The sequence below is a fragment of the Kingella pumchi genome, assembly GCF_022288825.1.
GTDB classification, from domain to species: Bacteria; Pseudomonadota; Gammaproteobacteria; order Burkholderiales; family Neisseriaceae; genus Kingella_D; species Kingella_D pumchi.
The window spans coordinates 42,397-62,749 of the sequence record NZ_JAKOOW010000014.1 but is presented as its reverse complement, the minus strand read 5'-3'; the positions used below and the strand labels follow the sequence as shown (position 1 = coordinate 62,749).

The 20,353-nt window shown below is 58.2% G+C and carries 20 protein-coding genes and 1 pseudogene; 9 read left to right on the top strand and 12 right to left on the bottom strand.

The features are described from left to right. Positions 1-64: 64 nt before the first annotated feature. The 5 genes from MB824_RS03815 to accD form a co-directional block, all read right to left on the bottom strand. A complete protein-coding gene (locus tag MB824_RS03815; protein WP_238746124.1) occupies positions 65-511 on the bottom strand; it encodes an ASCH domain-containing protein in 447 nt (148 codons plus the stop codon). 94 nt (positions 512-605) lie between these two features. Beyond that, a complete protein-coding gene (gene msrAB, locus MB824_RS03810; RefSeq protein ID WP_255778260.1) occupies positions 606-2,120 on the bottom strand; it encodes a bifunctional peptide-methionine (S)-S-oxide reductase MsrA/peptide-methionine (R)-S-oxide reductase MsrB in 1,515 nt (504 codons plus the stop codon). 464 nt (positions 2,121-2,584) lie between these two features. Further along, complete coding sequence (lptG, locus tag MB824_RS03805) at positions 2,585-3,652, bottom strand: LPS export ABC transporter permease LptG (protein ID WP_238746120.1); 1,068 nt, start codon at positions 3,650-3,652, stop codon at positions 2,585-2,587. Then, a complete protein-coding gene (lptF, locus tag MB824_RS03800) occupies positions 3,649-4,761 on the bottom strand; it encodes an LPS export ABC transporter permease LptF (RefSeq protein WP_238746118.1) in 1,113 nt (370 codons plus the stop codon). Before lptF ends, lptG begins: the two co-directional genes overlap by 4 nt. 188 nt (positions 4,762-4,949) lie before the next feature. Beyond that, positions 4,950-5,813, bottom strand: a complete 864-nt coding sequence (gene accD, locus MB824_RS03795) for an acetyl-CoA carboxylase, carboxyltransferase subunit beta (RefSeq protein ID WP_238746116.1) — start codon at positions 5,811-5,813, stop codon at positions 4,950-4,952. Positions 5,814-6,027: 214 nt separating this feature from the next. On the opposite strand from accD, the gene ubiG reads away from it, so the two are divergent. Both ubiG and MB824_RS03785 read left to right on the top strand, forming a co-directional pair. Beyond that, positions 6,028-6,750: a bifunctional 2-polyprenyl-6-hydroxyphenol methylase/3-demethylubiquinol 3-O-methyltransferase UbiG gene (gene ubiG / locus MB824_RS03790; RefSeq protein WP_238746114.1), complete on the top strand. Its 723-nt coding sequence runs from the start codon at positions 6,028-6,030 to the stop codon at positions 6,748-6,750. Positions 6,751-6,836: 86 nt separating this feature from the next. Then, entirely contained in the window at positions 6,837-7,340 is a 504-nt protein-coding gene (locus tag MB824_RS03785) for a hypothetical protein (protein ID WP_238746113.1), read from the top strand. 124 nt (positions 7,341-7,464) lie between these two features. On the opposite strand, the gene MB824_RS03780 is transcribed toward MB824_RS03785, so the two are convergent. After that, positions 7,465-8,175, bottom strand: a complete 711-nt coding sequence (locus MB824_RS03780) for an SIMPL domain-containing protein (protein ID WP_238746111.1) — start codon at positions 8,173-8,175, stop codon at positions 7,465-7,467. A gap of 176 nt (positions 8,176-8,351) precedes the next feature. Here MB824_RS03780 and MB824_RS03775 point away from each other — a divergent pair, with 176 nt between their 5' ends. Continuing rightward, the gene (locus tag MB824_RS03775; RefSeq protein WP_305067905.1) at positions 8,352-9,545 is read left to right on the top strand and encodes an amino acid aminotransferase; all 1,194 of its coding nucleotides are present in this window, start codon (positions 8,352-8,354) and stop codon (positions 9,543-9,545) included. Positions 9,546-9,895: 350 nt separating this feature from the next. Then, entirely contained in the window at positions 9,896-11,455 is a 1,560-nt protein-coding gene (locus MB824_RS03770; protein ID WP_238746109.1) for a TerC family protein, read from the top strand. 119 nt (positions 11,456-11,574) lie between these two features. On the opposite strand, the gene MB824_RS03765 is transcribed toward MB824_RS03770, so the two are convergent. Further along, a complete protein-coding gene (locus MB824_RS03765) occupies positions 11,575-11,805 on the bottom strand; it encodes a YdcH family protein (protein WP_238746107.1) in 231 nt (76 codons plus the stop codon). A gap of 138 nt (positions 11,806-11,943) precedes the next feature. Between MB824_RS03765 and tmk the strand changes: the two genes are divergently transcribed. Next, positions 11,944-12,567 carry a dTMP kinase gene (tmk, locus tag MB824_RS03760; protein ID WP_238746105.1) on the top strand — a complete coding sequence of 208 codons (624 nt, stop codon included), beginning with the start codon at positions 11,944-11,946 and terminating at the stop codon, positions 12,565-12,567. Positions 12,568-12,788: 221 nt separating this feature from the next. Here the strand turns inward: tmk and MB824_RS03755 are convergent, their stop codons facing one another. The 4 genes from MB824_RS03755 to MB824_RS03740 all read right to left on the bottom strand — a co-directional run bounded on the left by MB824_RS03755 (position 12,789) and on the right by MB824_RS03740 (position 15,530). Beyond that, positions 12,789-13,016 carry a hypothetical protein gene (locus MB824_RS03755; RefSeq protein WP_238746103.1) on the bottom strand — a complete coding sequence of 76 codons (228 nt, stop codon included), beginning with the start codon at positions 13,014-13,016 and terminating at the stop codon, positions 12,789-12,791. A gap of 3 nt (positions 13,017-13,019) precedes the next feature. Continuing rightward, positions 13,020-13,736, bottom strand: a complete 717-nt coding sequence (locus tag MB824_RS03750; protein ID WP_238746101.1) for an ABC transporter substrate-binding protein — start codon at positions 13,734-13,736, stop codon at positions 13,020-13,022. Positions 13,737-14,018: 282 nt separating this feature from the next. Next, positions 14,019-14,750: a histidine phosphatase family protein gene (locus MB824_RS03745; RefSeq protein ID WP_238746099.1), complete on the bottom strand. Its 732-nt coding sequence runs from the start codon at positions 14,748-14,750 to the stop codon at positions 14,019-14,021. Positions 14,751-14,939: 189 nt separating this feature from the next. Next, positions 14,940-15,530 (bottom strand): phosphatase PAP2 family protein, encoded by a 591-nt coding sequence (locus MB824_RS03740; RefSeq protein ID WP_238746097.1) that lies wholly within the window; start codon positions 15,528-15,530, stop codon positions 14,940-14,942. A gap of 128 nt (positions 15,531-15,658) precedes the next feature. Between MB824_RS03740 and MB824_RS03735 the strand changes: the two are divergent. Beyond that, a pseudogene (locus tag MB824_RS03735) lies at positions 15,659-16,048 on the top strand (UbiX family flavin prenyltransferase); the annotation flags it as partial. Between the two features lie 515 nt (positions 16,049-16,563). On the opposite strand, the gene MB824_RS03730 reads toward MB824_RS03735, so the two are convergent. Beyond that, positions 16,564-17,352 (bottom strand): DUF4163 domain-containing protein, encoded by a 789-nt coding sequence (locus tag MB824_RS03730; RefSeq protein ID WP_238746095.1) that lies wholly within the window; start codon positions 17,350-17,352, stop codon positions 16,564-16,566. Positions 17,353-17,765: 413 nt separating this feature from the next. Between MB824_RS03730 and MB824_RS03725 the strand changes: the two genes are divergently transcribed. From MB824_RS03725 to MB824_RS03715, 3 genes are all read left to right on the top strand, one after another. Then, on the top strand, positions 17,766-18,113 hold the full coding sequence (locus MB824_RS03725; protein WP_238746093.1) for a hypothetical protein: 348 nt from the start codon (positions 17,766-17,768) through the stop codon (positions 18,111-18,113). Between the two features lie 304 nt (positions 18,114-18,417). Then, positions 18,418-19,389: an ABC transporter substrate-binding protein gene (locus MB824_RS03720; RefSeq protein WP_238746091.1), complete on the top strand. Its 972-nt coding sequence runs from the start codon at positions 18,418-18,420 to the stop codon at positions 19,387-19,389. Positions 19,390-19,554: 165 nt separating this feature from the next. Beyond that, complete coding sequence (locus tag MB824_RS03715; RefSeq protein WP_238746089.1) at positions 19,555-20,352, top strand: ABC transporter permease; 798 nt, start codon at positions 19,555-19,557, stop codon at positions 20,350-20,352. Position 20,353 lies beyond the last annotated feature (1 nt).

Below are 20,353 nucleotides of genomic sequence, written 5' to 3'. Positions count from 1 at the left end.
TTTCAGGCTGCCTTTATTGTTTCAGGCAGCCTGAAATGCCGTTTTCCCACTTTTCAGGCTGCCTTTAGCTTTCAAGCGGATAAATCCTGCAAAATTCTTCGAGTACGATTTTGCTTTTTTCACCAAATGCCAGTCCGGCTTCATGCAGCCATTGGGAAAACACTTCGCGGTGGGTGCGGCGCCAGTAATCAAGGCTTTTGTCGCCTTCGCCTTCTTTGTAGGCGTGTTCGGCGGGAACTTGGCAAAAGGGCAGGATGCTGACTTTGCGGATTTCGATAATGCAGACTGCCTGGTGGCGGCTGTCCAAAATCAGATGGAAGCTGCCGGCCTGCGGCAGGGCTTCTTGATCGACGGCGTAAAGGTCGTAGGCGGACGAGGTGGCGGTTTTTTCGCCGCGCAGAACCAAATCGGCCAGGTGGTCGGCTTCGACGCCGAAAGACCAGGCGTTTGCCTGTTCGCCGAGTGCGGGGTAGATTTTCCGGCATTCGTGCCACATTTGTTGCGCATCCATAAATGCTCCTTGTGATTGTCGGTACGAAAACACTCGTCGGCCGCATGCGGCAAACGGGTGTTTGCGTTTTCAGGCTGCTTCTCGTTCAGGCTGCCTATTTGGCGCGGTCTTTCCATTCACCGTAGCCTTCGGCGTCGAGTTTGGCGGCGGGGACGAAGCGCAGGGCGGCGCCGTTGATGCAGTAGCGCAGGCCGCCTTTGTCGGCGGGGCCGTCGTTAAAGACGTGGCCGAGATGGGAATCGGCGCCGCTGCTGCGCACTTCGGTGCGGTGCATATTGTAGCTGTTGTCGTCGCGCTCGGTTACGGCGTCGGGACGGATCGGGCGGGTGAAGCTGGGCCAGCCGCAGCCAGATTGGAATTTGTCGCCCGATGCAAACAGGGGCTGTCCGCTGACGACATCGACGTAGATTCCCGGCTCGAACAGGCGGTCATATTCGTGGCTGAAGGCGTATTCGGTGCCGGCTTCCTGGGTTACGCGGTACTGCTCGGCGGTGAGTTTGCTTTTAAGCTCGTCCGCGCTCGGTTTGCGGTAGCCGGAAGCGGCTTTGCCGGGCAGGGGCTCGTCGGCTTTTTTGATGTCGATGTGGCAGTAGCCGTTGGGGTTTTTCGCCAGATAGTCCTGATGGTATTCCTCGGCTTCGTAAAAGTGCTCGAGCGCTTTGTTTTCCACCACCACGGGCAGGCTGAATTTTTTCTGCTCGCGCTCGATGGCGGCGGCAATCACGGTGCGGTCGGCTTCGTCGGTGTAATAGATGCCGCTGCGGTACTGCTCGCCGATGTCGTTGCCCTGTTTGTTCAGGCTGGTGGGATCGACGACGCGGAAATAATACTGCAGGATGTCGTCCAGGCTGAGTTTGTCGGCATCGTAGGTTACTTTGACGGTTTCGGCATGGCCGCTGTGGCGGTGGGAAACGTCTTCATAGCTGGGATTGGCGGTGCGGCCGTTGGCATAGCCGGACACTGCGTCCACCACGCCGTCTATGCGTTGGAAATAGGCTTCCAATCCCCAGAAACAGCCGCCGGCCAGATAGATGGTGCGGGTATTCATGGCTTGACTTCCTTTGTTGTTGTCGGATTTTTTGTAAAACACGTTTTGCGCCGCCTGCAGCTTGGCCTGCGGGTCGGCAATCAGCGCCAGCGCCTGCTCTTTGCTGATACGGCCGCGCACGATCCGCGCCACTTCGCCCTTGGCGTCCAGCACCACCCACGAAGGATAGACGTTCACGCCGAGCGATTTGGCCAGCCGGCCGCCATCGTCGGTCAGCACCGGCAGCTGCGGATAATCCAGGCCTTTATACCACGCCTCAAAGCCGGCCTGCGGTTTTTCGTTGAGATAAGACGGCGAAGCAACGGTAACCAGATTGGCAGCCTGAAAACGGCTGTCGCGCGCCCATTCCTGCGTCGGCTCAAGTTCCGACAGGCACAAGGGGCACCAGCTCGCCCAGAATTTCACCAGCGTCGGTTTGCCGGCTTTCAGGCTGCCTCCCACCGGCGGCGTCTGCACCTTGAGTTTGGCCAGCGCCTGATACGGCGTATCCGCAGCATGGGCAGCCATGCTGTCCGGATAAAATCTGACGGCGGCAAGCGCGGCGGCAGCAGCCACGCCCAACCAAGCGGCGGTTTTGAGATTAACGGTGCTCACAAGCTCTCCTTTCGCGAGAAAACGGATAATTTCCGAGAAAAACACAAAAATAAAAAACTTTTTACACATTTAAATCATAATCATGCATAAAATACACTCAATAATAACAATTATTGTTTGCAATCTTTAGAAAAAGTCTGTAGTATCCGCTCTACCAACTGCACGGCAGGAAATTCTGCCTAGCAAAGTCTCCGGCAGTGCAGTCCATTTTGGTAGTGGTTTGTGTTCCTTTTGCGCCCCCGTTGCGAAACGCGGGGCGGTTTTTTTGTGCCGCATTTTGCCGGCAGTGCATCGGCTTTTTTGGTTTAGACGAAGCAGTACCGGCTTTCTGACATTTTGTTCTGTATGTTTTAAATCCCAGTGAAAAAAAGGCAGCCTGAAAGTTTTTCAGGCTGCCTTTTTGCGGTATTTGATGGCTTAAAACCTGAGTCCTAGCGGCGCTCTTGTTTGCGGATCAGATACACCGCCCACAGGGCAAAGGCTAAGGTGGGCAGGGTGGCGGAGACAAAGGCGGGGACGCCGTAGAGACGGGTGGTGAAGCCGAAAAACTGTCCGGCAAAGAAAAACAGCAGCCCCAAGCAAATGCCGGCGAAAAGGCGCAGGCCCATATTGGTGTGGCGGCCGGATTGGGGGGTGAAGGCCAGCGCCACCAGCGCCATTACGATGGTGGCGATTGGGTACACCAGTTTGTTCCACCAGGCGACGCGGTATTCTTGGGTCTGCTGGCCGTTGTCTTCCAGATAGCGAATGTAGCCGGTGAGCGCGCTGAGCGGCATTTGCTCGGGTTTGACCAGCAGGATGTCGAGCAGTTTGCCGCCGATATTGTTTGGCCAGCGGCGCTGGGCTTCACGGCTGGTGTGCACGGCATTGTCGTCCAGCCGGCTGCTTTGGGCATCCTGCAGCAGCCAGTAGTCGGTATGGACGACGGCGCTTTGGGCGGCAACGGCTTCGGTGAGTTTGAAATCGCTGCCGTAGCGCCAGATTTTGATGCCCTGCAGGCTGTGGTCGGGCAGCATTTCGGCGATATAGACCATGCTGTCGGACTGTTTGATCCACAGGCCGTTGGCGGCGCTGCTGACGCGGCCGGTTTTGGCGGTGCTTTTCATGGTGTCGGCGCGGCGGCTGAGTTCGGGTGCCAGCCATTCGCCCAGGCAGGCGGTGGCGGTGGCGAAAATCAGGCTGAAGCCGAGTGCGATACGGATAATCTGGCCGCTGCTCATGCCGCTGGTTTTGATAACGGCCATTTCGCTGCTGCCGGCAAGCTGGCTGAAGGCAAACAGGCCGCCGATCAGTACCGCCAGCGGCATCAGCTGGTAGGCATGGGCGGGGGTTTTCATCAGCACGTAGAAAAAGGCGGTGGCGCCGGTGTAGTTGTTGGTGCCGATGCTGCCGACTTCGTTAATCAAATCAAGAAAGCTGTAGAGCGCGAGTAGGGCAAAGAGCGCAAGCAGGGTGGAAACGCTCAGGCGGCGGATCAGGTAGCGGGTCAGCAGTTTCATCGGCGGCTCCCCGGCAATGCGGCTTTTAAGGCTGCCCAAAACGGGCGGGCAGGCATGCTGCGGATACGCAGCAGCAGCAGGGCGCAGGCGGTCATCAGGATGTGCATCGGCAGCAGGCCGAGCCAGAAGGGGATTTTGCCGTCTTCCACCGCGTCGCGCAGCAGGGTCAGGCCGTTTTGGTAGATCAGGAAGAACACCACCGCCAGCAGCACATGATAGGAATTGCCGGAGCGGATGTTGCTGTAGGACAGCGGCACGGCCAAGAGCGAGAGCACCAGCACCGTGAGCGGCAGCGAGATGCGCCACATCAGTTCGGCCTGAAGCTCGTGCTTGTCGCTGCTGATCAGCTCAAGGGTGGGAACGGCATGGCGGTGGCGTTCGCTGTTGTTGAGTTTCGGCACGGTGCTGATCACCAGTTCCATATGCTCGAAAGACACGCGGTCGAAATCGCCTTTGCCGGCGGTGCCGCTGTAGCGGTAGCCCTGATCGAGCACCAGCGTGCGGCGGTTGTTATCGAGCCGGAAGTTGCCGGACTTGGCAAAAACCACGCTGTCGCGGTTTTTGTCGTCCACTTCGCGGATAAACAGGTTTTTCATCTCGCCTTTTTCCGCGTCAAACTGTTCGACAAAATACACCCGCCCGTTTTTCTTGCCCAATTCGCGGAACACGCCTTCTTCCACCAGCGACAGATTCTGCTTTTGCTTCAGGATTTCGGCGTATTCGCGGCTGCGCATGTCCGCCCACGGCAGCACGCCCAGCTGCAGCACCGCCAGCAGCACCGCCAGCGGCAGCGCAAACGAAAACACCGGCCGCAGCCAGTTTTTCAGCCCCAGCCCGCAGGAGAGCCACACCGCCATCTCGCTGCCGTGCCAATAGCGGGTCAGCACCGTGAGAATGCTGATGTAGGCGGTGAGTACCAGCAGCAGCGGCGTCATATTCAGCGTCCAAAAGCCGATCAGCGCCGCCACCGCATCCACCGCCACCCGTCCGTCGGCCGCGCGGCCGAGCAGGGTAACTGACTGAGTAGAAACCAAAATCGCCAGCAGCACGAAAAATATGCCGACGGCGGTGAGCGTGGTTTCCTTAACAAACTGTTTCTGATAAATCATGGCGGGCTTGGGAAGAGATAGGGAAAGACAGCCGGATAACGTAAGGCAGCCTGAAAAATAAGGATGCGGCCGTGCGACCGCTTTCAGGCTGCCTTTGGGCGGCGCTTTGCCGCTTGGGAAAATCTGCCGCCGGCGGATATTGGGCGTCGCTGCCGGCGGTTTTCAGGCAGCCTGAAAGGGCAGATGTTTCAGGCTGCTTTGTCTTGGCGGCTCAGCAGCGTAATCAGATCGGCCAGGCGCTGCTTCATTTCGCGGCGGTCAACGATTTGGTCGATGGCGCCTTTTTCCAGCAGGAACTCGGCGCGCTGGAAGCCTTCGGGCAGTTTTTCGCGCACGGTCTGCTCGATCACGCGCGGGCCGGCAAAACCGATCAGCGCGTTGGGCTCGGCCAGCACCACGTCGCCCAAAAAGGCGAAGCTGGCGGAAACGCCACCCATGGTCGGATCGGTCAGCACCGAAATAAACGGCAGCCGTTTTTCGCTCAGCAGATGCAGCGCGGCGCTGGTTTTGGTCATCTGCATCAGCGAGTTCAGGCCTTCCTGCATCCGCGCCCCGCCCGAAGCGGCCACGCAGACAAAGGCGCAGCCTGAAGCTGCCGCGCGGCGCACGCCTTCGACAAAGCGCTCGCCCACTACCGAACCCATCGAGCCGCCGATAAAGCGGAACTCAAACGCCGCTACCACCGCCGGCACGCCGTTGATGCTGCCTTTCATCACCACCAGCGCGTCGTCTTCGCCGGTGGCTTTGCGCGCGGCGGAAAGGCGGTCGGGATATTTTTTGCTGTCTTTGAATTTCAAAATATCGGTGGGTTTGATTTCGCCGCCGATTTCTTCGCGCCCGTCTTCATCCAGAATCAGGTTCAGCCGCGTGCGCGCGCCGATGCTTTCGTGGTGGTTGCATTTGGGGCAGACGTGGAAGTTTTGCGCCACGTCGGTGGCATACTGGGTGCTGCCGCAGGACGGGCATTTGCGCCACAGGCCTTCGGGCACGCCGGAACTTCTGCTGTCGGCCTTTTTGATTTTCGGCGGCAGGATTTTGTCCAACCAACTCATACTGACTCCTTCACAATCGGGAAAGCTGCCTGAAACCGCGTTCAGGCAGCCTGAAAAAACCGTCGGCCGCGCGGCAAAACGTGTAGAACATCTGCACCAATCGCGGACAAGTGGCGCATTATAGCCAAAGAAACCGAACAATCCTACTGCGTTATGCCGCCGCCGCCGCTTTGCTATACAATAGCCGCTTTCCAACAGACTTCGGGCTTTTGCCATGAACCAGCAACAACAGCATATCAATGTCGATCAGTCCGAAATCGACAAATTCAGCCGCCTGGCCGACCAATGGTGGGACGAAAACGGCGACTTCAAATCCCTGCACGATATCAACCCGCTGCGCCTAGACTATATCGACCGCCACGCGCATCTTGCCGGCAAAGCCGTGCTTGATGTCGGCTGCGGCGGCGGCATTCTCGCCGAGAGCATGGCGCGGCGCGGCGCGGCTTCGGTGCTGGGCATCGACATGGCCGAAAAATCGCTGCAGGCTGCCGCCGCCCACGCGCAAAACAATGGTGTGGACAATCTCGCCTACCGTTGCGTGAGCGTGGAAGACCTAGCCGCCGAAATGCCGCACACTTTCGACGTGGTCAGCTGCATGGAAATGCTCGAGCATGTGCCCGATCCCGCTTCGGTGGTGCGTGCCTGCGCCAAGCTCGCCAAGCCCGACGGCATGGTATTTTTCTCCACCATCAACCGCAATCCCAAATCCTACGTCCACGCCATTGTCGGCGCCGAATACCTGTTGCGCATGGTGCCCAAAGGCACGCACGACTGGCAAAAATTCATCGCCCCGGCCGAGCTGGCGCGGATGTGCCGCCAGGGCGGCTTGGACGTGGCCGATACCGCCGGCATGGGCTACCACCCGCTGTGGCGCCAGTATCATCTGAACGACGATTTGTCGGTCAACTACCTGATGGCCTGCCGCCCCGCCGCTTAAGTTTTCAGGCAGCCTTGATTGTTTAAGGCAGCCTGAAAACCGTTTTGCCCGTTTGATTTATCCGCTCTCTTTACAAGGAAACGCCCATGAAACGTTTGATAATTGCCGCTCTGTTCGGTATTTGTGCCGCATCCGTCCAAGCCGCCGACAGCCCAAACGATGCGCTGAATGCTGCCCAAAACCCCAAAGCCGCTACCCTGCTGCGCGCGCAATACAAAAATCCGACCTGGCTTTACGATTACGACGTACACGAAGACGGCAAATATTCCGCCAAAGTCTTCCCCAAAAGTATCAAACCTTTGGGCGATAACTGGTTTGCGGTGGTAACGGAGCACAAATCCAAGCGCAATAACGCGCCTGCTATGCTGATTTTGGACTGGGTGCATTGCAGCGCCCAGCCCACCAGCGTAATGAGCGCACTGGTGCTGCTCAGCCCGCAGGGGCAGGCGGTGCAAATGGCAGACACGCATCCGGCCGCGTCGCCCAAAGACCTGGACGCCGCCACGATCCGGCAGATTCAGGCGGAAGACAACAGCGAGCCGGCGCACGTGAAAAAGATGACGGACTTCGTGTGTAAAAAAGCGAAGTAGAAGAACAAACCAAGCAGCCTGAAAAGCCGGTTCCGGTTTTTCAGGCTGCTTTTTGCGTTTTCAGGCTGCCTTGGCTGTTTAATTGTTTCACAGCAAGGCAGCCTGAAAACTGCAAGGGGCGGGCTTACTGCATCTGCACCGTAGCCGAAACGGTTTGGTTGACTTCTTCTTCGCCGCTTTGCACCTGCATATCGGCGGCCGCTTTGGCTTTCAAGTTCATGGCGGCGGGGGCGGCATAGGCGCGTGAGCGCATGCCCGCATCGGTGGCTTCAACGGTATTAAAAGAATGGCGCAGGTTCAGGCGCACGATTTTGTAGCCGCTAAAGCCCAGGCTGCGGCTTAAGGCCTGCGCGCGTTGGGCAAACGATTTGAGCGCGATGTCGCCGGCTTCTTCCACCGCTTTGGCGCGTTTTTCCGGCGACACGCTGAAATACAGGTTCTGCACCGACGCTTCTTTCTGGCTGTCGGCAGCAAACTTGGACAGCGCGGCGAAATCGCGGCTTTCGACGAAAATGGTTGCGCTGTCGGTCCAGTTGCGGATTCTGTTTTTGTCGTCGCGGTTGGCTTCGGCGTAGCGGCGGCCGCTTTCGGCTTTCAGGCTGCTTTTGGCGCGGGCGCGGGCAAGCACGGCATTGACGCGGGCGGTAACTTTATTGGCGGCGGCTTCGCGGCTGGGCGCGGTTTCGCTCACTTCCAGCACGATGTGCATGGTGTCGTGCGGCACGCGCACCGAAGCGTTTTCGTGAAATTCGACCAGATTGTAGTGCAGCTCTTCGGCGGCGGCGGGCAGGGCGAGCGCGGCGGCCAGCGGCAGCAGGGCAAGGGCTTTTTTCATGGCGTTTCCTTCGGGTGTGGATTAAGGCGGCGATTATATAGTTTTCAGGCAGCCTGAAAACGGTTTTCCTTGCCAGCGCCGCCGCTTCGCAGTATATATGCGCTGCCTGTCTGCGCCGTCGGCGGTTTGGCGGCGGCGCGCCTTTTTCACCCGTTTGTTCCAGCAAGGATGCGATTATGTTGTTCGATAAAATCACCGCCGCCCCCGCCGACCCGATTCTCGGCCTGGGCGAAGCCTTCAAAGCCGAAACCCGCCCCGAGAAAGTCAATCTGGGCATCGGCGTGTATAAAGACGCCGCCGGTAAAACGCCGGTGCTCAAAGCCGTTAAGGCCGCCGAAACCCGCCTTTTGGCCGAAGAGCAGAGCAAAAACTACCTGACCATCGACGGCGTGGCCGCCTACAATGCCGAAACCCAAAAACTGTTGTTCGGCGAAGGCAGCGAAGTGATTGCTTCGCGCCGCGCCAAAACCGCGCAAAGCCTTGGCGGCACCGGCGCCCTGCGCGTGGCCGCCGAATTTATCAAACGCCAAACCGGCGCGCAGAACGTGTGGATTTCCGTGCCCACCTGGCCGAACCACAACGCCATCTTCAACGCCGTCGGCATCAATATCCGCGACTACCGCTATTACGACAAAGCCACCCACAGCCTGGATTGGGACGGCATGATCGCCGATCTGTCCGAAGCCGAAGCCGGCGACGTGGTGCTCTTTCATGGCTGCTGCCACAACCCCACCGGCATCGACCCCACGCCCGAGCAATGGGAAAAACTGGCCGAACTTTCCGCGCAAAAAGGCTGGCTGCCGCTGTTTGACTTCGCCTACCAGGGCTTTGCCAACGGCATCGAAGAAGACGCCTACGGTCTGCGCGCCTTTGCCAAACGCAATCCCGAGCTGCTGGTGGCCAGCTCCTATTCCAAAAACTTCGGCATGTACAACGAGCGCGTCGGCGCTTTCACCGTGGTCGCCGCCGACGAAGAAACTGCCAACCGCGCCTTCAGCCAGGTCAAAGCGATTATCCGCACCCTGTACTCCAACCCCGCTTCCCACGGCGGCCACACCGTGGCGATGGTGCTGCAAGACCCCGCGCTCAAAGCGCAATGGATTGCCGAACTCGACGAAATGCGCGCGCGCATCAAAGAAATGCGCGGCCAGTTTGTCGCCCTGCTCAAAGAATGCGGCGCCAAACAGGATTTCGACTTTATCGTTAAGCAAAACGGCATGTTCTCGTTCAGCGGCCTGACTCCCGAGCAGGTGGACCGCCTGAAAAACGAGTTTGCCATCTACGCCGTACGCAGCGGCCGCATCAACGTGGCCGGCATCACCGCCGACAACATCCGCTATCTGTGCGAGAGCATTGTGAAAGTGCTGTAAAGCGCTTGGGTACCGGCTTTCAGGCTGCCTTGTCCCCGCGACTAGGCAGCCTGAAAACCGTTTGAACTTGACGTTTTCAGGCTGCTTTCAAAACAGACAAGCCGGCGCAAAAGCAGCCTGAAAAACGCCGGCGCAGGGCGGCGGCGCGGCGGGCAGGCGCGGCGCGCTCGCTTGCATTTGCGCGCCAAGCTGCTACACTTGCCGCGTTTTCATTTTTCAAAGAACGCAATGAAAGACTCCGAGCAGACAAGCCCTTTACCTTGTTTTGCCGCCCGATTCAGGCAGCCTGAAAACCTTTCAGGCTGCCTTTTGCCGCCTGCGCGCCGCCCGCGGCGGACAAGGAGCGCGCGATGGATTTGAGCTGGCTGGCCGAACCCCAAACCTGGATCGGTTTTCTGACGCTGTTTGTGCTTGAAGTGGTGCTGGGCATCGACAATCTGGTGTTTGTCGCCATCATCGCCAACAAAGTCAAACCCGCGCTGCGCGACAAAGCCCGCATCAGCGGCCTGACGCTGGCGGTGGGCATGCGCATACTGATGTTGGCGTTTATGGCGCACATCATCACGCTGACCGCGCCGCTGTTTAGCATCGGCGGCCATGCGGTGTCGGGCAAGGATCTGATTATGCTCGGCGGCGGGCTGTTTCTCTTATACAAGGCGACTACCGAGCTGCACGAGCGGCTGGAAGGCAGCAACCACTACGCCGTGGCCGACCAGCACAAAAAACACAGCCCGTTTTTCAGCGTGGTCGCCCAGATTCTGATTCTGGATGCGGTGTTTTCCATCGACAGCGTGATTACCGCGGTGGCGATGGTCGAACACATCACGGTGGCGATGGCGGCGGTGGTGGTGGCGATGGCCACCATGATTTGGGCGAGCAAACCGCTCACCGCCTTTGTCGAGCGCCATCCCACGGTGGTGATGCTGTGCCTGGGCTTTTTGCTGATGATCGGCTTCAGCCTGATTGCCGAAGCCTTCCATTTCCACATTCCCAAAGGCTATCTCTACGCCGCCATCGGTTTTTCGATACTGATTGAAGCCTTTAACCAAGTCGCCCAGCGCAACGCCAAGCGCCACGACTACGCCGGCAGCTCGTGGCGCCAACGCACCGCCGAAAACGTGCTCGGCATGATGGGCATCCGCGAAAGCCTGCTGGCCGCTTCGGGTAGCGGCGACGAAGACGACGAGCATTTTGAAGAAAACGAAAAATCCATGATCCGCAGCGTGCTCACCCTGGCCGAGCGGCCGATTTTCGGCGTGATGATTCCGCGCAGCGACATCGAGCGGCTCGATATCTCGCAAAGCCGCGACGAGCAGAAAAAACGCCTGATCGAATGCCCCTATTCGCGGATGCTGGTAGTCGGCAAAGCCGGCGTGGACGAGCCTTTGGGCTACATCAACAAAAAAGAGCTGCTGGTGCAGCTGCTCGAAGAGGGCGACGTTAATATCCAAAGCGCGCTGCGCCAGCCGCTGATGCTGCCTGAAAGCGCCACCGCGCTGGCGGCGATCGAGCTGTTTCGCCAGCACAGCGCCGATTACGCGCTGGTGGTGGACGAATTGGGCGCCGTGCTCGGCATGGTTACCATGAAAGACCTGCTTGAAACCATTGCCGGCGAGTTTCCCGAAGAGTTTGAGCGCGAAGAAGAGGCCGCCGTGCAAACCCATGCCGACGACAGCCTGACCGTGGACGGCGCACTCGAATACGTCGAACTCGCCCCCCAGCTCAACCTGCCGCCGCAAAGCGAGGATGCCGAGTTCCATACCGTGGCCGGCCTGATTATCGAAAAACTGCAGGCACTGCCCGAAGAGGGTGACGGTATCGACTACCACGGCTGGCATTTCCAAGTGGTGGAAAAAGACGGCCACCGCATCGGCCGCGTGAAAATCACCCCGCTGCCGACCGAAGAATAGCTGCCGCGCCTGCCCCGAGCGGGCGCGGATAGGCAGGCAGCCTGAAAGAATCGTTGCGGCAACACGCGCAAAAAACGGACGCTTAATGCGTCCGTTTTGTGATTCAAGGCAGCCTGAAACTATTTGCCCGCGGCGTCTGCCTTTTTCAGCAGCACATACAGCTCGTCTTTGAGCGCCAGTTTTTTCTGTTTCAGCGCCTGGATTTCGTCTTCCGCAGAACTGCTGGTTACGGGATCGTTTTCCAAGCCGGTGATTTTATCGTCCAGTTCGTTGTGTTCGTTAAACAGACGGGCAAAATGCTGGTCTTCTTGTTTCAGTTTTGAAATCAGGTCGCGGTATTCGGGAAACATGCTGCATCCTTTTCTGTACGGGTGTTGTGGGAATGCCGTTACGGCAGTTACATTATACGGGCTGCGCCCCTTTTTGTCAGCGCCGGCGCGCCGCTTTCGGCTAAAATGCCGGCTTTTCGGCACAGCAAAGGAAACACCATGCCCCCCCGCTTCATCACGCTCGACGGCATCGACGGTGCCGGCAAAACCACCCAGCTCGAAGTGGTGCGCCAATGGTTTGAAGGCCGCGGCCTGCCGGTGCGCTTCACCCGCGAACCCGGCGGCACCGCGCTCGGGGAAGAGCTGCGCCGCATCCTACTCGATCCCGCCACCCGCGCTTCGCTGCACAGCGAAACCCTGCTGATGTTTGCCGCGCGCAGCCAGCATTTGGAAGAAGTGGTGCGCCCCGCGCTCGAGCAGGGCAGCAGCATCGTTTGCGACCGCTTTACCGACGCTACCTTTGCCTATCAGGGCGGCGGCCGCGGTTTGGACGCCGGTAAAATTGCCGAACTCGAGCGCTGGGTGCAAGGCAGCCTGAAACCCGATCTGACACTGATACTCGACGTGCCTTTGGAAGTGGCGCGCGAGCGCATCGAATCCGGCCGCGACAAAGACCGCTTTGAATTGGAAGACGCCGCCTTTTTCGAGCGCACCCGCGCCGTTTACCTGCAGCGCGCCGCCGCCGCGCCCGAGCGCTATGCCGTAATCGACAGCAGCCGCGAACGCGCCGCCGTCCGCGCCGAAATCGAAAGCGTACTCGACAAACTCTACGGCTTCGCCTAAATATGCCGTCTATCCCGACAAAAGCAGCCTGAAAACGGTTTTTCCGTTTTCAGGCTGCTTTGGGTTGTAGCTTGGGTCGCGACCCAATATATATCTTTTGGCATCGGAGAATGTTGGGTTTAACAACCCAACCTACCTGCTGCTTTGGTTTCAGGCAGCCTGAAACGATAAACAGACAAGGCAAACAGACCAAAAGCAGCTTGAAAGCGCACTATCGGCTTTCAGGCTGCCTTATTGGGCAAACAGACGGCGTTCAGGCCAAGCCAAGCATACGCAGTTGCGCGGTATCGGGCAGGCGGTGGTAGAGCGCCTGCCGGCAGGATGTGTTCGCGCTGCTGCTTGAGCGGCTGGCCGGAAAGCGCGGCGTCGAGCGCGTAGATGCTGATCAGGCGGTTGATGCCGGGCGGGCTGTCGATCCAGCCGTAGGGCAGGCGCGGCAGCAGTACCACACGTCAGTTTTTTACCGCTTCCACGCCGCGCCACAGCGGATTGGCGGCCACTTGGCGGGCGAATTTGGCGTCTTGGGTCACAATCCATTCAGGCTGCCATTGCAACACACGCTCGAGCGACACTTTGGCCAGCCCGCCGCTGCCTTCGAGATCGTCGCCGACGCTCTTGGCGCCGATCATGCTGATGACTTCGGTGTGTATGGAGCCGCTGCGGCCGGTTTCCAATCCGTCTTCGCCGCGGGCGAGATACACGGTGGGCGGGGCGCTGCGGCGCTCGGCGGCGCGTTGGGCGGCAAAATCGAGCACCTGTGCGGCCAGGGCGGCCAGTTTGTCGGTGTGCGGCGAATCAAGCAGTTTGCCGAGCAGGCGGACTTGTTCAGCAGCCTGATCCAGGCGGCCGTCAATCAGCAGATAGGGTACGCCCAACTGTTTGGCGGTGTGTTCGCCGGTGCTGAGCATGCCGTCGTTTACGGTGCCGGCATCGATCACCAGATCGACTTTGGCCGCGAGCAGCTCTTCCAGCGACACCGGCCGGCCGCGGCCGTTGATGCCGCCGAGCACCGGCAGTTTGCGCTCGGATGCGCCCAGCAGCGCCAGCGCCGCTTCGGGTTTTTGCGCCGTCCAGCCGAGCATGCGCTCGGGTGCCAGCGCGTGCAGCAGCACTTCGACCGGCGGGCCGGCGGCGTAGATGCGGCGGAAGGCGGGAGGGTTTTGCGGCATGCCGAAGCTGTACACCAGCCGGCGGCCGGCCGGTTCGGATGCGGCAGGCGCGGCGGCGGATGCGGCGTGGACGCATCGGCGACAACAACGCGAGATGCGGGGCGATTATCCGTAGGCAGCCTGAAAATGGTTTTGCCGAAGCTGGCTTCATTTATTTTAACTTCGGTGCAGCCTTTGGTTTTCAGGCTGCCTTTGTTTCCCTAACCCAAAGGCAGCCTGAAAATGCTGTTCAACTCAATCACACAAGGGCAGATTCTCGCTGCCCTTTTTGTTTGCACGCGATTAGGGCAGCGGCAACGCCTTGCCTGCTTCGCTGATAATCTGCAAGCCGCCGATTAGGTTGTAGCGCAGCAGCGTTGCGCTGGCGTTGGGCACGCTGCGGTAGGGGATGGCTTGCGGGTTGATGCTGCGCAGCAGCGCGGTAATCGCCATGCCGTGGGAGACGATTAACACGTTGGGCGTTGGGATTTCGCCGCTGCTTTCGGTTTTCAGGCTGCCTTGGGCTGAACGCGCAAGGCTGTTGGCAATAATGTGCTGAATGCCGCGATGTAGGCGCTGGATAAACTGGCTTTCTTGCTCGGCGCGTGGGTCTATGCGGTGGAGCGTGTGCATCAGTTTGTTGTTGCTGTGTTTGCCGCTGCGGTAGTCGGCAAGCCAGTCTTCCACGTTGCCGTAGCCGAGTTCTTGCGCGATGGTTTGGTGGATGCGGGCGGAAGGCTGTCCTTCAAACGAGCCGAAGTGGTATTCGCGCAAATCGTCCAAGGGCGCAGGTGCGATGTGCGGCTGCTGCGTGTGTTGCAGGATGATTTGCGCGGTGGCAGCGGTGCGCGGGCTGGTGCTGCAATAGGCGGCAGTAAAGCGGATTTGGGCTTGGGCGATGGCGTTGCCCGTTTGCGCGGCGCCTGCTTTGCCTTCGGCGGTGAGCGGGGAATCGCACCAGCCTTGCACGATGCCTGCGGTGTTGTATTCGGTTTGCCCGTGGCGGATGAGATAGAGATTGAGCGTGGTGGGCATAGGGTTCTCTTTTGGTTGGGTTTGTTTAACGGTGTTTCAGGCTGCCTTGGGATGTTTGGGGCAGCCTGAAAACGCGTTTGCGGGCTGTTGCGAAGTGAAAAGCGCAAACTGCAATGGGGTTAAAACAGTTGAACAAGATAAACCAAAGACAGCCTGAAACAATAACCCCATTTCAGGCTGCCTTTTGCGCTATGCCACCCAGCCATAGACCCCATAAGCCAAGCAACCGAGCAGCGCGCCTGCGGGCAGGTCTATCAGATAATGCTGCTTGGTGTAGATGCACGATAGGGCGATAAACAGGGGGAACAGCAAGCCCCACGCGCCCAAGCTGCTCCATGCGTGCAAGGTGGTGAGCATGGCAACGGAAACGTGCATGCTGGGAAAACAGTTGGTGGATTGGTCAAATTTTTGCACAAACAATAGAAATTTTTCGGAATAGGTTTTGCCCGTGTTGATGCTGCGCCAATGCTCGGGCGTGGAGACGGGAAACAGCCAGAAAAAAATCATCTGCATAAACAGCAATACCAAAAAGCTGAACGCCATTTTGTTGAAATGGGCGCTGTCTTCGGCAAGCAGGTTCAGATACAAAATGGCGGGGTAATACAAAAAGCTGTACACCCAAGACCATTGCGGTTTGAACGGGATGGATTCATCAATGGGCGAGCGCCAAACAATCGGCTTGCGCAGCGGATGGCGTTGCGTGAAAAAATAAAATTGATAAGCGCCCACAATTAAGATGCTGCTTAACACGAGATTAACAAAATAATCGCTCAATTCCATGAGTTGCGTTCCTTGGGTTTGAAAGCGGCGGATACTGCATGAAAACAAGGCGTTGTGCAAGGTTTTCAGGCTGCCTTGGGCGCGAAACGGCTATAATCGCGCGTTTTTTGAGTTTACGAGTGAGCAAAATGGTTCAACGTTTGATTATTGGCATCAGCGGCGCAAGTGGCTTTGCGTATGGCTACAAGGCATTGCAATTGCTGCAACCGCTGGCGCAGATTGAAACGCATTTGGTGGTTTCCAAAGGGGCGGAACTCACCCGCGCCGCGGAAACGGCATACAGCAAAGAAGCGGTTTACGCGCTGGCGGATGTGGTGCATCCGATTGGCAATTTGGCGGCGAGCATTGCCAGCAGCTCGTTTCACAGCGCAGGGATGCTGGTTGCGCCTTGCTCCATGCGCACGCTCTCGGCAATCGCCCATGCCATAAGCGACAACCTGCTCACGCGCGCGGCGGACGTAACGCTGAAAGAGCGGCGGCGCTTGGTGCTGATGGTGCGCTCGTCGGCCGCCACATTGCTGCGGCGCCCCTGCACAGTAATCTGGCCAAGCTCGAAGGCGGCGTCGCCGTCGCTTTGTGCGTCGTCATCGGCATAGACGGGTAACACAAACGAAGCGGCCAGTAGGCCGAGCAAAATGGTATTGGGACGGAGTTTCATGGGAGTTTTGTATGCTTGGGTTAAAAAACGCAAAATCTAGTCGCGGCGGGCGTGGCTGGCTATCCGCCAAAAGGATATGTCCGTTTGAATAAGATGGGCGGCCAAACCCAGCTTTCAGGCTGCCTGAAAGGCAGTTCATCCCTAATAACCAATCCGTGATGCCGATAGGAAAGGGGTTTACGTTTCTTAATAATCCGCGCTGCCCAAAGCAAGGCTTACGGCAGCCTGAAAGCCTGATGTTGCCGTTGGTGCCATTGGCAAAAAGCAGCCTGAAGACCGGATTTACGGCTTTCAGGCTGCTTTTGTTTGTGCAAAACATTTAGGCGGCGGGGTAGAAGGCAGCCTGCGTAGCGAAGCGGAGTTGCGAATCTAAAATCAGTTTTTCCACTCGCGGTAGGCTTTTATTTCGCGCAGGATTTCGGGTTTGACGATGCCCCTGAGCTTGTCGGCGGGGATGGTGAAGGAGGGGGTGTCCACGTAGCTGCCGAAGCTGTAGTGGTTGTAGGTGTAGGAAAGGGCGTTTTTGTAGAAGGTCCAGTTTTCCAGATGTTCGTCGGTGAGGTGGTGGGAACTGTTTTTGTCGTCGAAGTCTGCTTCGATTTCCTGCCGGGTTTTGCCGCCTTCTTTTAAGTAATAGTCGAGCATGCCTTGGCGGTGCAGGGCGGCGAAGGCGGCTTTTTTGCCGGGCAGCAGGATGTCGGCGAGTTTGAGGGGGACGGGTTTGCCGCTGCGGGGGATGACGTAGTCGCTGCCGTCGCCCGCGCCGTGTGCGCCGCCGGAGAATTCGTAGTCGGTAGTGGAGAGAACGTAGTAGTTGGGGGTGTAGCCTTCGAGGTCTGCTTCGACGATGTATTGGTGGCGCGGGTAGCCTTCGTCGTCGCGGTTTTCATTGACGCGTTTTTTCAGTTCGCGCAGGGCGGCGGCTTTGGTGAGGGTTTTGAGACCGTCGGCGGCGGACATCGGGCGCAGCAGTTTGTCAATAAAGGCGTTTTGCGCGGCATCGGGGAAGACGGGGTGGGAGACGATGAATTCGCTGCACCCGGTGTCGGGCGAGGGTTTGGGGCAGTATTTTGCGGTGAACGATTGGATTTTGACCTGCGGCGGCGCGGCAAGGGCGGGTAGGACGAGGGCGGCGGCAAGCAGGGCGGGAAGGTGTTTGTTCATGGCTGGGGTCTTTCGTTTGGAAAAAGTGGTTGCGGGAGCCGGGATTTTAATCCAAGCAGACGGCAAAAGGCAGTCTGAAAGCCGCAGATACGGTTTTTCCACTCGCGGTAGGCTTCCATCTCGTGCAGGATTTCGGGTTTGACGATACCTTTGAGCTTGTTGGCGGGGAGGGTAAAGGCGGTAGTGTCGGTGTAGCTGCCGAAGGTGTAGGGCTGGTAAACGTAGGAAAGGACGTTTGGATTGCTGCAGTATAGCTAAACGTATAGCTGCGAAGTTTGTTTTCTGAGTTTGTTTGTGTTATAGCTTGTTATGTTCATCAAAATAGGGAAGAGCTTATTAAACGGCGCTTCATATAATTTCAAATGGTAAAAATAATTTTCTTTTTGTAGGTGTTGTTTTGTATCATATTTTATATGATATTAGGTAAGTTAAATATAACTTATTTCCCTTTGTTTGAGCATTTTCTGTATGTTTTAGTTTTTATTTTTGGTGTTTTTTATTTTTTGGCTTTGGGGAGTAAGATATTTGTTGTTAGCGATCATGTTTTTTTGAACGGGAATCGTATAAACGGAAAGCTTGTATTTGCTTATATATTAACCAATATTCTTGCCTTTCCTATATTTATGTCTTTAGATGATATGGAAATAAATTTAGGAAACATAATTGAATTTTCTTTATATTTTATAGGGGGAAGTTGGTTCATTCCTTTGGTTTTAGCCGGTTTGATTAGAGCGGTATATTTATTTTTTGCAAGAAGGTAATATTTTCACTTATTAATCAATATGCTATCTGCTCAATCCACTGCGAACCAAAGTGGACGGGAGTTTGCGCGATCGCTAAGGGCAGCGTAAATCGGCGGCACGGATTCTGCTGTAGAACGCGGTGCGGCGGCGGTAAAAGCGGGCGTTGTTTCCCGCTATTCCCGCCGCCCCTTAGCGCCGCAGACGCTAATGCGGTATATTCCCATTGGCGCCGGCACAGGTGCTTTCAGGCTGCTGCCGTGTTGCGCAGGCAGCCTGAAAGCAGCAGGGCGGCTTTTTGCACCGACGAGAACAGGAGTTTTCCATGAAACGCAGACATTTTCTCCAACTGATGGGCGCATCCGCTGCGGCGGTGTGCAGTCCGGGGCTGTTGGCGGCCGACAGCAAAACCAAGTTTACGGTGTACGGCCCGCCGGTGATGCCTACTGTGCTGCTGGGTGTGGCGGCGCAGCGGGGCGAGCTGAAAAACAGCCGGCCGTTTGATGTGAAGGTGTGGCGCAATGTTGATGCGCTGCGTGCCGGCCTGGCCAACGGCACGATGCAGGCCAGCGTGGTGCCGAGCTATGTGGCGGCCAATCTGGCGGCGCGCGGGCAGGATGTGAAGCTGGTCAATATTATGAGCTTCGGCCTGCTGTATGTGCTGGGGCGCGACCGTGCGCTGTCGGGCATCGGCGATTTGGCGGGCAAAACGCTGGCGCTGCCGTTTAAAAACGATATGCCGGATTTGGTGCTGCAGGCGCTGTGCCGGCGGCTGAAAATCGATTTTTCGCGCATCCGCGTCCAATACGCCGCCACGCCGCCGGAAGCGATGATGATGTTTATGCAAAAACGCGCCGACTTCGCGCTGCTGCCCGAGCCGATGGTGAGCATGGGCATTATCCGCGGCCGCCAAATGGGGCAGAACGTGGTGCGTGCGCTGGATATGCAGCAGGAATGGGAAAAAACGATGAAGGTTTCCGGCGGCATTCCGCAGGCGGGGCTGATGGTCAGCGGCGCTTTTCTGAAGCAAAACGGCGACGCGGTGCGCCGGCTGCAGGCCGATCTGCTGCAGGCGGCGGCTTGGAGCAAGGCCAATGCGGCGCAGGCCGCGGCCATCGGCGCCAAGCATCTCGGCCTGCCCGAGCAGGCGCTGGCGGCGGGTCTGCCGCATGCCCGTCTGGCGGCAACGCCGGCCAAAGAAGCCGCCGCCGGCATCAAGCTGTTTTTCCGCGAGCTCTACCAGCTCAATCCGGCGATTGTCGGCGGCAAGCTGCCGGCGGACAGCCTGTTTGTCTGAACGCCTGCGCGGCGGCCGATAACAAAGGCAGCCTGAAAACCGCATTCCGGCTTTTCAGGCTGCCTGCCGTTTTGGCGGGCGGCGCATTGCTTTATACTGGCGCCGGTGGCGCTGCTGCCGCGTTTTTGTTTGCCGTTTTTTTGTTTTGCCGACTGTTTTACCGAGATGATTACCGATTCCGGCGGTCCGCTGCGGCGCGGCCGTTTTGCCCAGACCCTGCATTATCTGTGGGGCGGATTTGCTTCCGCCGCCGCGGTGGCGGTGTTTTGCGCGCTGTGGCAGCTGGCTGCCGGCAGCTTGGGCGATTTGGTGCTGCCGGCGCCGCTGCCGGTGTTTGCCAAAGCGCTGGATTTGCTGTCGGATTTTGATGCCGCCGAGATTGTGCCCACGCTGTACCGCGCCGGCAGCGGCATTGCGCTGGCGCTGGCGCTGGGCATCGGGCTGGGGCTGCTGGCCGGTTCGTTTAAAACGCTGGGGATTTTCTGCCGGCCGCTGATCAGCATTTTGCTGGGCATGCCGCCGATTGTGTGGGTGGTGCTGGCGCTGTTTTGGTTTGAAATGGGCACGGTGGGGGCGGTGTTTACCATTGTGATTACCGTGCTGCCGCTCACCTTTGCCGCCGCCATGCGCGGCATGATGACGGTGGATGGCAGCCTGAAAGAAATGCTCGAAGCCTACCGCGTGCCGTGGCCGGGGCGGGTGCGCCACCTGTATCTGCCGCATCTGGCCAACCACCTGCTGCCCGCGGTCGGCGTGGCGGTGGGTATGGGAGTGAAAATCGCGGTGATGGCCGAACTGCTTGCTACTGACAACGGCATCGGCGCCCGCATCGCCGCCGCCCGCTCGATGCTCGACACCCAGGAAGTGCTGGCCTATGTGCTGGTGGTGCTGGCGGTGATTTTTGTCGTCGAATATCTGCTGGTCGAACCTTTGCGCATCCTGCTGATGCCGTGGGAGCATTGAC

Bases quoted from the DNA above. Each gene is read 5' to 3' on its own strand.
- MB824_RS03815 (WP_238746124.1), bottom strand. From the start codon at position 511: ATGGATGCGCAACAAATGTGGCACGAATGCCGGAAAATCTACCCCGCA.
- lptG (WP_238746120.1), bottom strand. From the start codon at position 3,652: ATGAAACTGCTGACCCGCTACCTGATCCGCCGCCTGAGCGTTTCCACC.
- lptF (WP_238746118.1), bottom strand. From the start codon at position 4,761: ATGATTTATCAGAAACAGTTTGTTAAGGAAACCACGCTCACCGCCGTC.
- accD (WP_238746116.1), bottom strand. From the start codon at position 5,813: ATGAGTTGGTTGGACAAAATCCTGCCGCCGAAAATCAAAAAGGCCGAC.
- ubiG (WP_238746114.1), top strand. From the start codon at position 6,028: ATGAACCAGCAACAACAGCATATCAATGTCGATCAGTCCGAAATCGAC.
- MB824_RS03785 (WP_238746113.1), top strand. From the start codon at position 6,837: ATGAAACGTTTGATAATTGCCGCTCTGTTCGGTATTTGTGCCGCATCC.
- MB824_RS03780 (WP_238746111.1), bottom strand. From the start codon at position 8,175: ATGAAAAAAGCCCTTGCCCTGCTGCCGCTGGCCGCCGCGCTCGCCCTG.
- MB824_RS03775 (WP_305067905.1), top strand. From the start codon at position 8,352: ATGTTGTTCGATAAAATCACCGCCGCCCCCGCCGACCCGATTCTCGGC.
- MB824_RS03770 (WP_238746109.1), top strand. From the start codon at position 9,896: ATGGATTTGAGCTGGCTGGCCGAACCCCAAACCTGGATCGGTTTTCTG.
- MB824_RS03765 (WP_238746107.1), bottom strand. From the start codon at position 11,805: ATGTTTCCCGAATACCGCGACCTGATTTCAAAACTGAAACAAGAAGAC.
- tmk (WP_238746105.1), top strand. From the start codon at position 11,944: ATGCCCCCCCGCTTCATCACGCTCGACGGCATCGACGGTGCCGGCAAA.
- MB824_RS03750 (WP_238746101.1), bottom strand. From the start codon at position 13,736: ATGCCGCAAAACCCTCCCGCCTTCCGCCGCATCTACGCCGCCGGCCCG.
- MB824_RS03745 (WP_238746099.1), bottom strand. From the start codon at position 14,750: ATGCCCACCACGCTCAATCTCTATCTCATCCGCCACGGGCAAACCGAA.
- MB824_RS03740 (WP_238746097.1), bottom strand. From the start codon at position 15,530: ATGGAATTGAGCGATTATTTTGTTAATCTCGTGTTAAGCAGCATCTTA.
- MB824_RS03730 (WP_238746095.1), bottom strand. From the start codon at position 17,352: ATGAACAAACACCTTCCCGCCCTGCTTGCCGCCGCCCTCGTCCTACCC.
- MB824_RS03725 (WP_238746093.1), top strand. From the start codon at position 17,766: ATGATATTAGGTAAGTTAAATATAACTTATTTCCCTTTGTTTGAGCAT.
- MB824_RS03720 (WP_238746091.1), top strand. From the start codon at position 18,418: ATGAAACGCAGACATTTTCTCCAACTGATGGGCGCATCCGCTGCGGCG.
- MB824_RS03715 (WP_238746089.1), top strand. From the start codon at position 19,555: ATGATTACCGATTCCGGCGGTCCGCTGCGGCGCGGCCGTTTTGCCCAG.